General features: G+C 61.9%; 14 protein-coding genes and 1 pseudogene. 10 read left to right on the top strand and 5 right to left on the bottom strand.

Annotated elements, in window-relative coordinates:
- Positions 1-35: 35 nt before the first annotated feature.
- Both CIW50_RS23305 and CIW50_RS23300 read right to left on the bottom strand, forming a co-directional pair.
- On the bottom strand, positions 36-419 hold the full coding sequence (locus CIW50_RS23305; protein WP_149533564.1) for a DUF2946 family protein: 384 nt from the start codon (positions 417-419) through the stop codon (positions 36-38).
- A 77-nt stretch (positions 420-496) separates the two neighbouring features.
- Positions 497-1,384: a cation diffusion facilitator family transporter gene (locus CIW50_RS23300; protein WP_149533563.1), complete on the bottom strand. Its 888-nt coding sequence runs from the start codon at positions 1,382-1,384 to the stop codon at positions 497-499.
- 212 nt (positions 1,385-1,596) lie between these two features.
- On the opposite strand from CIW50_RS23300, the pseudogene CIW50_RS29395 reads away from it, so the two are divergent.
- Positions 1,597-1,707 (top strand): annotated as a pseudogene (locus CIW50_RS29395) (STAS domain-containing protein); the annotation flags it as partial.
- Positions 1,708-2,039: 332 nt separating this feature from the next.
- Positions 2,040-2,621: a L,D-transpeptidase gene (locus tag CIW50_RS23295; protein ID WP_246664428.1), complete on the top strand. Its 582-nt coding sequence runs from the start codon at positions 2,040-2,042 to the stop codon at positions 2,619-2,621.
- Between the two features lie 68 nt (positions 2,622-2,689).
- On the opposite strand, the gene CIW50_RS23290 is transcribed toward CIW50_RS23295, so the two are convergent.
- Entirely contained in the window at positions 2,690-3,430 is a 741-nt protein-coding gene (locus CIW50_RS23290) for an SDR family oxidoreductase (protein WP_149533561.1), read from the bottom strand.
- Positions 3,431-3,555: 125 nt separating this feature from the next.
- On the opposite strand from CIW50_RS23290, the gene CIW50_RS23285 reads away from it, so the two are divergent.
- From CIW50_RS23285 to CIW50_RS23275, 3 genes are all read left to right on the top strand, one after another.
- Positions 3,556-4,449, top strand: a complete 894-nt coding sequence (locus CIW50_RS23285) for a LysR family transcriptional regulator (protein WP_149533560.1) — start codon at positions 3,556-3,558, stop codon at positions 4,447-4,449.
- A gap of 10 nt (positions 4,450-4,459) precedes the next feature.
- A complete protein-coding gene (gluQRS, locus tag CIW50_RS23280) occupies positions 4,460-5,344 on the top strand; it encodes a tRNA glutamyl-Q(34) synthetase GluQRS (protein ID WP_149533559.1) in 885 nt (294 codons plus the stop codon).
- A 101-nt stretch (positions 5,345-5,445) separates the two neighbouring features.
- Entirely contained in the window at positions 5,446-6,708 is a 1,263-nt protein-coding gene (locus CIW50_RS23275; protein ID WP_149533558.1) for an ATP-binding protein, read from the top strand.
- On the opposite strand, the gene CIW50_RS23270 is transcribed toward CIW50_RS23275, so the two are convergent.
- Positions 6,635-7,528, bottom strand: a complete 894-nt coding sequence (locus CIW50_RS23270; protein WP_149533557.1) for a YihY/virulence factor BrkB family protein — start codon at positions 7,526-7,528, stop codon at positions 6,635-6,637. The genes CIW50_RS23275 and CIW50_RS23270 overlap by 74 nt on opposite strands.
- A 165-nt stretch (positions 7,529-7,693) precedes the next feature.
- Between CIW50_RS23270 and CIW50_RS23265 the strand changes: the two genes are divergently transcribed.
- The 5 genes from CIW50_RS23265 to CIW50_RS23245 all read left to right on the top strand — a co-directional run bounded on the left by CIW50_RS23265 (position 7,694) and on the right by CIW50_RS23245 (position 11,390).
- Positions 7,694-7,888 (top strand): twin transmembrane helix small protein, encoded by a 195-nt coding sequence (locus tag CIW50_RS23265; protein ID WP_149533556.1) that lies wholly within the window; start codon positions 7,694-7,696, stop codon positions 7,886-7,888.
- Positions 7,889-7,921: 33 nt separating this feature from the next.
- Positions 7,922-8,494, top strand: coding sequence for a cob(I)yrinic acid a,c-diamide adenosyltransferase (locus CIW50_RS23260; protein WP_149533555.1), 573 nt, complete (start codon positions 7,922-7,924; stop codon positions 8,492-8,494).
- Positions 8,495-8,656: 162 nt separating this feature from the next.
- Positions 8,657-9,406: an electron transfer flavoprotein subunit beta/FixA family protein gene (locus CIW50_RS23255; RefSeq protein WP_149533554.1), complete on the top strand. Its 750-nt coding sequence runs from the start codon at positions 8,657-8,659 to the stop codon at positions 9,404-9,406.
- A complete protein-coding gene (locus CIW50_RS23250; RefSeq protein WP_149533553.1) occupies positions 9,406-10,341 on the top strand; it encodes an electron transfer flavoprotein subunit alpha/FixB family protein in 936 nt (311 codons plus the stop codon). Before CIW50_RS23255 ends, CIW50_RS23250 begins: the two co-directional genes overlap by 1 nt.
- Positions 10,342-10,508: 167 nt before the next feature.
- A complete protein-coding gene (locus CIW50_RS23245; RefSeq protein WP_149533552.1) occupies positions 10,509-11,390 on the top strand; it encodes a 3-hydroxybutyryl-CoA dehydrogenase in 882 nt (293 codons plus the stop codon).
- A gap of 289 nt (positions 11,391-11,679) precedes the next feature.
- Here the strand turns inward: CIW50_RS23245 and CIW50_RS23240 are convergent, their stop codons facing one another.
- Entirely contained in the window at positions 11,680-12,063 is a 384-nt protein-coding gene (locus tag CIW50_RS23240; RefSeq protein ID WP_149533551.1) for a tautomerase family protein, read from the bottom strand.
- Positions 12,064-12,163: the final 100 nt, after the last annotated feature.

Here is a 12,163-nt window from a genome sequence, read left to right as displayed (position 1 = left end):
GCGCGCGGATGCGCGGCGTCTGACGGCATGGAACGTCAGCTCAGGCGCGGTGGTGCGCGGGCCCGGTGGTCAGAAGTTGCGGTTTCCGCGACGATGCGATCGTCGGGAGCCGCAACGGGAGTGATCGCAATGGCGATGCGCGAGATGAGGAAAGTCGCGGAGGCAGGCGGGGCGCCCGGCGCATGGGTGCCGACGCAGACTGGGCAATGCACCGCCGGAGCGCCGGTGGTCTTTCCGGCGTCGTCGGGGGATGCGGCAAGGTCGGGATGGGTGAGGCAGAGCTCGAAGCCTGCAGCCTGTGCGGTCGGCGAGATCGCCGCCAGCAACAAGCTGGACAGCACGACATTGAGCACAAGCGCATAGGCAGCGGCCAAAGATGCCACGGCCCCAAACCAGCGTTTGCGCGAAACATGTGTCACGGGATCGATCCTCGCCTCCCGATTAACACGTGGGCGGAACCTGTCAAAGCCGTTGGGGGAGCGAAGTGACCCGAAATTTATAGAACGACGATGCCGGAATGCTTGGCCTTGTCGTCGGGTTCGACATGGATGGTGATCAGAGCTTCGCCGATCTCCTGGCGGATCGCGGTCTCGAGCTTGTCGCAAATGTCGTGCGCGGCACTCACGGTGGTCGATCCTGCCACCACCAGATGGAAATCGATAAAAGTCATGCTGCCGGCGCGGCGGGTGCGCAGGTCATGCGCCTCGATGGCGCCGTCGGCATGGGCCGATATGGTCTGCTTGATGCTCGCGAGCATGGCTGGCGGGATGGCCTCATCCATCAATCCGCTGAGCGACTCCTTCATCAGGCCCCAACCGGCCCACAGGATGTTGAGCGCGACGAGCGCCGCAAGGATCGGGTCGAGGACCGCGATCCCCGACAGTGCTGCCACTCCGACGCCGCCGAGAACACCGATTGAAGAATACACGTCGGACAATAAATGGCGGCCGTCCGCTGCGAGGGCAGGTGAGCGGTGAATGCGACCTTGCCGGATCAGCACCCAAGCCCAACCGGCATTGATGATACTCGCCGCCGCGTTGACGAGCAGGCCGACCCAGGGCGCTTCGACGAGGCGCGGCGCCAGGTAGCCTTGATAGGCTTCACGCAGGATCAGAATCGCGGCGAGCACGATCAGCACGCCTTCGAGCACGGCCGAGAAATACTCAACCTTGTGATGCCCGTAGGGATGATCGTCGTCTGCCGGTTTCGCGCTCAGTGTGGTCGCAAGCAGAACGACGATTGCCGTCACGACATTGACGATGCTTTCGATCGCATCGGACAGCAGTGCGACGCTGCCGGTCAGATGATAGGCGGCGTATTTCATCGCGAGGACCAGCAGGCCAACGGCAATGCTGCCTTGCGCAAGACTGCGAACGCTTGTCATCTGAAAATCTCGTTGGGGTGACGCGAAGTCTTACGCGGCTGTGTGCTCTAATATGCCGATCACAACGATGCAAGCCGTGAAATCCAGCTGCAAGTGCTTCGCATTACAATGCGCGTGTACTTCATCGAACACCTCGTCCTCCTAACGGACGTGATATAGATCCCATTATGCGAGCGGGTTTGTAGCGGTCGTCCGCGTATTGATAGTTGTGGGACGACATCGTGCTGAAACTGCGTCGTCATGGCGCGGTGGTCGATGTCATCGGTCTCAACACGGCCAGCGAGACCATGGTGGAGCGCTTCGGCACGCATCAGCGGGCATAGCTGCTGCGGTTCCGTGGGCAGGCTCGTGTTGCCCGCTCGCCGACCCTCAAAGGGGGAGCTTCAACCTGAGGTTATTTGTGCGCCTCCGCCGCTGTGGCGCGATCACCACAGCGGCGCGCAAAGTGCAGCACAGACCTGTTCCATCAGCCGAATGACATGCTGTTGAGCCTGATTTGATCGCTCAGCCCTGTATGAGATGCAGGTCGTCCGGGTTGGACGCGTTGCAGCAAGGGTTGGGAATGACAGGTTTTGGTGGATCACGCGGGCTGCGCCTTCTGGCGCTTTTGATGTTGCCCGCTTTGCTGGCGGGGTGTGCAAGCAGCGGTGGGATAATGTCGTCCACCGGTTTTGGCGGTCCGTCCGCCAGCTATGCCGAGTTGAATGACGGCGGCCACACACTGCCGGCCATCGACGTCTCCGCAATCGATTCGGCGATGCTGCGTCAGCGCGTCGCGTACCGGACCAAGGAGCCCGTTGGCACCATCGTGGTCGATACAGCCGCACGGCATCTCTATCTCGTGGAAGGCGATGGCAAGGCGATGCGCTATGGCATCGGCGTCGGCAAGGCCGGCCTCGCTTTTGCCGGGGCTGCGGTGATCAAGCGCAAGGCCGAGTGGCCGCACTGGACCCCGACGGAAAACATGATGAACCGCGAACCTGCGCGCTATCGCAAGATGGCCGGTGGCATGGAGGGCGGCATCGATAATCCGCTCGGGCCGCGCGCGATGTATCTCTATCAGGGCGAACGCGACACCATGTTCCGCATCCACGGCACCACCGAACCCGAGACCATCGGCCATGCTGTCTCCAGCGGCTGCATCCGGCTGATGAACCAGGACGTTGTCGATCTCTATAACCGTGTGAAGATCGGCAGCCGCGTCGTCGTGATCCAGAGCGGCCGCGCCGAGTCCTGAGACGCATCGTCATTATGAATATGAAACGGCGGGCATCTTCGATGGCCGCCGTTTTGCATTTGGGAAATTCAGACCAGCCCGCCATTGGCGCGCAGCACCTGGGCGTTGATCCAGCCGCCTTCAGGGCCGACCAGGAAGGCAACGGCATTGGCGATGTCTTCGGGGGTGCCGAGACGCTCCATTGGCGTCGCCTTGGCGAAACGCTCGATCAGTTCCGGTGACTTGCCATTCAGAAACAGGTCGGTCGCGGTCGGGCCGGGCGCGATGGCGTTCACGGTGATCGAGCGACCGCGCATTTCCTTGGCCATGATCCCGGTCATGGTTTCGACTGCAGCTTTGGTGGCCGCATAGATCCCGTAGGTTTCCAGCTTGGTGCCGACGACGCCCGTGGAGAAATTCACGACACGGCCGCCATCGCGCAGCCGCTTCGCCGCCTCGCGCATGGTGTTGAACGTGCCTTTCAGATTGACCGCTATCTGCTGGTCGAACGACGCATCGTCAGCATTGGCGAATGTGGCGAGCTTCATGATGCCGGCATTGTTGATCAACACGTCGATGCCGCCAAAGGCGGTCTCCGCCGCATCGAACATGCCGCGCACCGCGGCAGGATCGCTGACATCGGCCTTGGCGGTAAGCGCGCGGCCACCTGCGGCTTCGATCTTCTGTGCGACGGCTTCGGCAGGCGCGGCATTGCCGGAGTAATTGACGATGACCGTGAAGCCGTCGCGACCCAGCCGCTCGGCGATGGCTGCGCCGATGCCGCGGGATGCGCCCGTCACGATGGCTACTTTATTGGATTGGTTGGTCATTTCGCTTCTCCTCGATGAGGCGGCCGACTGGCAGTGCCGCCGTGATGGGAGAAATTTAGGCTATTCCATTATCCGGATAATGATGCATTATCTGACATCACAATTCGAATTTAACGAACAAAGAAATGGACCGTTTCGAGACGATGCGGGTGTTCATCCGGGTAGTGGAGCGGCGCAGTTTTACGGCTGCGGCTGCGGATCTCGGCCTGCCGCGCTCGACCGTCACCGACGCCGTGAAGCAGATCGAGGCACGGCTCGGCGTGCGACTGCTGGAGCGCACCACGCGGCTGGTGCGGCCGACGTTGGATGGCGAGGCCTATCACCAGCGCTGCCTGACGCTGATTGCCGATCTCGAAGACGCCGAAAGCGCGTTCTGTGGCGCCAAGCCCAAAGGGCCGTTGCGGGTGGATATGAACGGCACGCTGGCGCGTAGTTTCGTGCTGCCGCATCTGCCCGACTTTCTCGCCGAATATCCTGATATTCAGCTCTATCTCAGCGAGGGCGATCGGCTGGTCGATCTCATCCGCGAGGGCATCGACTGCGTGGTGCGTGTCGGCGAACTCCGCGACAGCGACATGGTGGCGCGTAGGCTGACCATGATGGATGAAGTCACCTGCGCCGCGCCGTCCTATCTCGCGCGCGTGGGTATGCCTCTGTCCGTCGATGCGCTCGAAGGCCATCGCATGGTTGGCTATCATTCCTCGGCAACAGGCGCAGTGCTGCCGCTGGAATTTCAGGATAACGGCACGCTGCGTTATGTCACGTTGCCGGTGGCGATCACCGTGAACAGCGCCGATAACTACGCGGCGATGGCGAAACTCGGCTTCGGTCTGGTGCAGGTGCCGCGCTATCGCATCAAGGGTGAACTGGCCGATGGCACGCTGGTCGAGGTGCTGCCGCAACATCCGCCGACACCGTCGCCCGTGTCGCTGCTCTATCCGCGCAATCGCCAGCTCTCGCCGCGGGTACGCGTGTTCATGGACTGGTTGACGCGCGCTTTCGCGCGCGAGCTCATCTAGGAAAGCCGCGATGGCCCCTGTTTTTCGCTTCGCGCCCAGTCCCAACGGCTATCTGCATCTCGGCCACGCTTATTCGGCGCTGCTGAATTTCGATCTGGCGCGCGAGGCCGGCGGACAATTACTGCTGCGGATCGAGGATATCGATGCGACGCGCTGCCGGCCGGAATTCGAGGCAGCGATCTATGAGGATCTCGCCTGGCTCGGCATCGACTGGGAGCAGCCGGTGCGGCGACAGTCGCAGCATTTCGCCGACTACCGTGCTGCGACCGAGCGGCTCGCAGCCATGGGACTGCTCTATCCTAGCTTCGAAAGCCGTGCCGAGATTGCGCGACTGATTGCGACGGAAGAGGCGAAAGGCCCTTGGCCACGCGATCCCGACGGTGCGCCGGTGTATCCCGGTGTCGCCAAGTCGCTGTCGCCGCAGGTCGTGGCCGAACTCAAACAGGCGGATGTCCCGATGGCACTGCGGCTCGATATGACCAAAGCCATCCAGGCCAGCGGTTCGCTGACCTGGACCGACCAGGGAGTGGGTCCGAGCGGCGAGACCGGGACCGTTGCCGCACGGCCGGAGGCCTGGGGCGATGTGATCCTGGCCCGCAAGGAAACACCGACCAGCTATCATCTCTCGGTTGTGATCGACGATGCGCTGCAGGGGGTGACCCATGTGGTGCGTGGCCAGGATCTGTTCTGGTCCACCAGCATGCACCGGCTGTTGCAGCAACTGCTCGACCTGCCGCAGCCGGTCTATCGGCATCATCCGCTGGTACGCGATACTGGTGGCGCCAAACTGTCGAAGTCGACCGGCTCCACCAGCCTGCGGGAGTTGCGGGCCGGGGGCACTACACCAGCCGATATCCGGCGCTTGGTCGCTTTGCCCCGCCGCGCCGCAAGTTAGTCGCAAGCCAGCCGCAAGAAATCCGCAAGTCCGATTGGGCCTGCGGCGTGACTCCGCGCGCCCCGTCGTGGCATGGTGCCGCCGGGACGGGTGGGCAACATATGGCGCTGACATCGCGCTCGCCGCGCAAGACGCGGACGCGCACTAAGCAAACGCTGAAAAAACGCGTGGCCAAGACGCGTGCGGCAAAGAAGCCTGCATCGAAGCCGCGCGCCAAGCGCAGCTCGCCGCGTGCCGATACGATGGTGGAAACCGCGCTGGCGGTGTTTGCCCATGAGGTGCGCACGCCGCTCACCGGTATTCTTGCGGTCAGCGAGTTGCTGGCAACCTCCGATCTCGATGAACGTGAACGGCGCTGGGTCGAGACCATCAAGGCCGGCGCCGAGCATCTGGCAAGCCTCGCGACGCTGTTCGTTGATGCCGCCCGCACCGGCACATCCAGGCTCGAAGTGCGGCAGGACTTCTTCGATCTGCGCACACTTGCCCGCACGATCGGCGACTCGCTGGCGGGCCGCGCGGCTGCCAAGGGGTTGCTGTGGCGGGTCGCGATCTCCGACAGACTGCCGGTGTTTGTGATCGGCGATCCCGTGCGGCTGCGCGCGGCACTGGAAAATCTGATCGACAATGCGGTGAAGTTCACCGAGCAGGGTAATGTGGCGCTGAAGGTCTCGCCTGTGCGCATGGCGGGCAAGGTCGGCGTATCCTTCACCGTCTCCGATAGCGGCATCGGGCTCACGCTCGCCGAAATCAAGCGACTGTTCAAACCGTTCTCGCAAGCCAATGTCTCGATCGCGTCGCGTTTTGGTGGTGCCGGTCTCGGCCTATCGTCGGTCAAACAACTCGCCCGCGCCATGGGTGGCGACATCACGGTGGTGCAGAGCCGTGGTGGTGGGACAGTGTTCACGTTGACGGTGGCGCTTGCCAAGGCGAGCGGTTCGATCGCCATCATGTCGAGTGCCGACGATGCTTCTTTTGCGCCGGGAGAAGCGCTGCGGGTGCTGAGCGTGGAGGACAATCCGTTCGGCCGTGTCGTGCTCAACGCCATCCTCACCGAACTAGGCCACCAGGCTGAATTCATTGGCCGCGGCGAGGCTGCGGCCGAGCGCGTCATGCAGGGCACGTTCGATGCGGTGCTCATGGACATGGTGCTGCCGGGTATCGACGGCGTCGAGGCGATCCGGCAGATCCGTGCGTTGAAGGCGCCGCATGGCCGCGTCGCGATCATTGGGGTGTCCGGTCGCGGTGAAGACGAAGCCGCATCACGTCAGGCCGGCGCCGATGCGTTCCTTATCAAACCGGTGTCTCCGCGGGCGCTAGCGACTGCGCTGCTTGAAGCGAGACGCCGCGGGGCAGCCGCGACTTGATGATGGCGGCATTGAGTTCGCCGCCGAACACGAATATCGCCGCAATAAAGTACAGAAACACCAGCGCGATAATCACCGACGCCAGGCCGGCATACATCGTCACGTAGTTGTTGGCGAAGCGCGCCAGATAAAGACCGAAGCCGATGCCCGACGCCAGCGAGGCCAGCATCGTGAAGATGATGCCCGGCAGGATCTGGACGAAGGTGCGACGTCCCGCCGGCAGCCACGCATGCAGGATGAACAGGGCGGTCACCATCGCGACGATGGTGATGCCGTAACGCGCGACCGTCAGCAGTCGCTCGTTGTTCTCGACCATCAGCGGCACATAGCGCCTGATGATTTCAAGCATCAGCGGGCCGAGCACGATCAGGAACGCCATGGCGAGCGCGGTGAAGGCAGCGACCAGCGTGTAGCCGATCGATTCCAGCCGCAACCAGTACCAGCGCCGCGGCTCGATCACCGAATAGGCGCGGTTCAGCGCGACGCGCAGGCTCTCGACGCCATTGGAGGCAAAATACACCGCGAGGACGAGGCCGATGGTCAGTGCATCGCCGCGCGTGGTGGTGAGGACGTCGTGGATCTGTCCCGACAATGCGCCGGCCACCTGATCCGGCCAGATCTCCAGCAGCAGGCCGACGGCCTGGTCGGCGAGATTCTTGGAGCCGAAAAAGCCGGCCAGCGAGGCCAGCACGATCAGGAACGGAAACAGCGCCATCAGGGTGGAGAGGGCGATATGGCTGGCAATCGCCCAGCCGTCATCGGCGAGAAACGTATAGAAGGCGTCCAGTACGACATCGTAGACGGTGCGTATCTGCCTCACAGTCCACCTGGTTCGGGATCGGCCGGCAAATCACCGGCGTTCATGTTAGCTTCTGATATCTAACGCGAAAAAGCCAGATCGTTGCATTGCAGCCTGCGCTTGACCGCTCAGCCATTTTGATGGCCGGCGATAGCGAAGCCTGTGACGCAGTGTTATGTAGCCGATATGACATCAACGCTCAGCAATATCATTCTCCCCATCGCGGTCGGTGCCGTTGCGCTGGTTCTGCTGCTCGGCCTGTTCAATATGATGCGCGGCGGCTCGCCGGATCGCTCGCAAAAGCTGATGCGATGGCGCGTGGTGCTGCAATTCGTCGCCATTATCCTCACCATGGTCACCGTCTGGGCCATGGGCCGCTGACACAAATTCCTTAACTGGCGCTGGATCAATTCGATGGTCGTTCTCAACCGCATCTATACCCGCACCGGCGATGATGGCACGACAGCTCTCGGCACCGGCGAGCGTCGGCCGAAATATGATCTCCGGGTCAGCGCCTATGGAACCGTCGACGAGACCAATGCGGCGATCGGCGTGGTGCGGCTGCATCTCGCCCATGCGCGGTCCCTCGATGCGATGCTCGGGCTGATCCAGAACGATCTGTTCGATCTCGGGGCTGATCTGGCGGTTCCGCAGCGCGAGGGTAAGGCCGAGCGGCTGCGCCTGCTGGCGAGTCAGGTCGAGCGGTTGGAGAACGATATTGATATGCTCAACGCGCCGCTGGCCGATCTGACCTCGTTTGTTTTGCCTGGCGGAACACCGGCTGCGGCCCATCTCCATGTGGCGCGGACGATCTGCCGCCGTGCGGAACGGATCATGGTGGAACTCGCCGCCCAGCCCAATGAACCGGTCTCGGATGCTGGTATCCAGTATATGAACCGACTGTCGGACTTCCTGTTCGTCGCCAGCCGCTCGCAGAACGACAATGGTGCCGGCGACGTGCTCTGGGTGCCCGGGCAGAATCGCTAGATTGTGCCCGGCCAGAACCGGTAATTTCGGCTAAATCGGCTGGCCTAGAGACATTCGATTTTAGGGTCTGGCGCGTTGACCCCGTGTGGCAGGGGCTTTAGGTTCCGCGCCCAAGCTTCCGAGCAAGCTCTGAAACAATAAAACTCACACGAAAGAGGATCGATGAAGGTTCTGGTCGCGGTCAAACGGGTGGTCGATTACAACGTCAAGGTTCGCGTCAAGAGCGACGGATCGGGCGTCGAACTGTCCAACGTCAAGATGTCGATGAATCCGTTCGACGAAATCGCTGTTGAGGAAGCCCTGCGCCTGAAAGAGGCCGGCAAGGCAACCGAAGTGGTGGTGGTGTCGATCGGTCCCGCACAGGCGTCCGAAACTCTCCGCACCGGCCTCGCAATGGGCGCCGACCGCGGCATCCTCGTTAAGGTCGATGGCACCGTCGAGCCGCTCGCCGTGGCGAAGATTCTCAAGGCCGTCGCCGATGAGGAAAAGCCGGGCCTCGTGATCCTCGGCAAGCAGGCGATCGACGACGACGCCAACCAGACCGGCCAGATGCTGGCTGCGCTGCTTGGCTGGCCGCAGGCGACCTTCGCCAACAAGCTCGTGATCGAGGGCGACGAAGTTACTGTGACCCGTGAAGTCGACGGCGGTCTGCAGACCGTCAAGCTCAAGGGACCGGCCATCGTGACTACCGACCTTCGTCTGAATGAGCCGCGCTACGCGTCGCTGCCGAACATCATGAAGGCGAAGAAGAAGCCGATCGACGAGAAAACCGCCGATGGTTACGGCGTCGATATTTCTCCGCGTCTCGAGATCATCAAGACCAGCGAACCGGGCGGCCGCAAGGCCGGTGTCAAGGTCAAGGACGTCGCCGAACTGGTATCGAAACTCAAGACTGAAGCCGGGGTGCTCTAATGCCGACATTGCTGCTTGCCGATCACGACAACGCCACCCTGAAGGATTCCACCAACAAGGCGCTTACCGCTGCGACCCAGATCGGCGGCGAGGTGCATATCCTCGTTGCCGGCCAGAATGCGAAGCCGGCCGCGGAAGCTGCCGCCAAGCTGCAGGGCGTCACCAAGGTGCTGCTCGCCGACGACGCCTCCTACGCCCACGATCTAGCCGAGCCGCTGGCCGCGCTGATCGTGTCGCTGGCGCCGGGTTATGACGTGCTGATCGCCGCTGCGACCACGCGGTCGAAGAACGTCATGCCGCGCGTCGCCGCTTTGCTCGACGTGATGCAGGTGTCGGAAATCACCAAGGTGGTTGCGCCCGACACCTATGAGCGTCCGATCTATGCCGGTAACGCCATCCAGACCGTGAAGTCCAAGGACGCCAAGAAGGTCATCACGGTGCGTACCTCGACCTTCGCAGCAGCCGGTGACGGCGGCAGCGCGGCGGTGGAAGACGTCAAGACCGCCGAGAATCCCGGTCTGTCGACCTTTGTCGGTGAGGACATGGCCAAGAGCGATCGTCCGGAACTGACCTCGGCGAAGATCATCGTGTCCGGTGGCCGCGCCATGCAGAGCCGCGAGAACTTCACCAAGTATATCGAGCCGCTCGCCGACAAGCTCGGCGCCGGCGTCGGCGCGTCGCGCGCCGCGGTGGATGCCGGCTATGCGCCGAACGACTGGCAGGTCGGCCAGACCGGCAAGGTCGTGGCTCCGGAACTGTACATCGCCATCGGCATTTCCGGCGCGATCCAGCATCTCGCCGGCATGAAGGACTCCAAGGTGATCGTCGCGATCAACAAGGACGAAGACGCGCCGATCTTCCAGGTCGCCGATTACGGACTGGTCGCCGACCTCTACCAGGCCGTGCCGGAGCTGACCGAAGCACTCGGCAAGTGAAGGCTCTGCAAGCGAGGATTTGGCAAATAAGGCCTTGCTGAATAAGGCCTTGCGCCTCATTTAACAACATCGGCCGGAGTAACTGACTCCGGCCGGTGTTTTATGTAAAGATGGCTTTTCCGAACGTGGCATGCGCGGGCGGTGTGTTCCCAGAGATGACAGGCAAGATGGCGGTTATGATCAAGAAAGTCGGCGTGATCGGCTCGGGCCAGATGGGCAATGGCATTGCGCATGTGGCTGCATTGGGCGGCCTCGAAGTCGTGCTGAACGACGTCTCTGCCGACCGCCTGAAATCGGCCATGGCGACCATCAACGGCAATCTGTCGCGTCAGGTGTCGAAGAAGGTCATTACCGAGGATGCACGCAAGGCCGCGCTGGATCGCATCACCTCCTCGGACACGATGGATGGTCTCGCCGATTGCGATCTCGTGATCGAATCCGCCGTCGAGAAGGAAGAGATCAAGCGCAAGATCTTCCACGATCTCTGCGCCGTGCTGAAGCCGGAAGCGATCATTGCCTCCAACACATCGTCGATCTCGATCACGCGCCTTGCCGCATCGACCGACCGTCCCGAGAAGTTCATCGGCATTCACTTCATGAATCCGGTGCCGTTGATGGAACTGGTCGAACTGATCCGCGGCATTGCCACCGATGACGCGACCTTCGACGCGTCCAAGGACTTCGTCACCAGACTAGGCAAGCAGATCGCCGTCTCGGAAGACTTTCCGGCCTTCATCGTCAATCGTATTCTTTTGCCGATGATCAACGAGGCGATCTACACGCTGTATGAAGGCGTTGGTAACGTCGAGGCCATCGACATGGCGATGAAGCTCGGTGCGCATCACCCGATGGGCCCGCTCGAACTCGCCGATTTCATCGGCCTCGATACGTGCCTGTCGATCATGCAGGTGCTGCATGAAGGCCTCGCCGACTCCAAGTATCGGCCATGCCCGCTGCTGGTGAAATATGTCGAAGCCGGCTGGCTCGGTCGTAAGACCCAGCGTGGCTTCTACGACTATCGCGGCGAGAAGCCGGTCCCGACGCGCTAAGCGTCGCGCGCCGTAAACATTACGCGCTGTCGCTGCTTTAAAGCGCTGTCATTGCCGGGCCTGACCCGGCAATCCACCTAAGATGCCAAAGTGAAAGTGGATCCGCGGGTCATCTAGCGAAACTTGTTTCGCGCTGCCCGCGGATGACGACGGCGTGTGTGGCGGGTCTTGCGGACTTAGTAAATAAAAGCCCGCACCAGCTTTGTCACCGCCGGCACGAGGCCGACAATCGTCGCCATGCCCATCCCGACACCGCACAGATGCGCCATGAGCGTGATGCGCAGCGTGATCATTTGACGTATTGCGCCACGCCGTTGCCGAACGACCAGTTCTCCGGCAGCACCTCGACAAGGTTGATGAAGACGTCTTCGGGCCGCAGCCCCGGCGATGCCGTCAACCGGTCGACGATGCCGCGATAGAGCTTCTGCTTTTGCTCCACGCCGCGCGTATTGCTGACCGTGAGTTGGATCAGGACCAGATCGTCGGTGCGCTGGATGCCGAGATAATCGGGGCTGTAGCTGAAATCGTCGTCGTCATGCTGATGGGTGACGATGAAGCGATCGTTCTCCGGGACGCCGAACGTCTCGATCATCGCCTGGTAGACGCTGTCGGCGATGGCCTTGCGATAGGCTGCGGGCTTGCCCCGCTTCAGTGAAATGCGAACGAGCGGCATCTTGGATCCTCCTGTCGGTTAATCCGATGCAGGAAATCTAGTCGGCCATTGATCATTGTAAAATGGTATGAAATAATATTTCAATGATAACGAAATGAAA

Origin of the sequence: Tardiphaga sp. P9-11 (assembly GCF_008329525.1) — a bacterium.
Taxonomy (GTDB): domain Bacteria; phylum Pseudomonadota; class Alphaproteobacteria; order Rhizobiales; family Xanthobacteraceae; genus Tardiphaga.
Note: the sequence above shows the minus strand (reverse complement) of the source record. Positions and strands in the feature narration are given on the sequence as shown.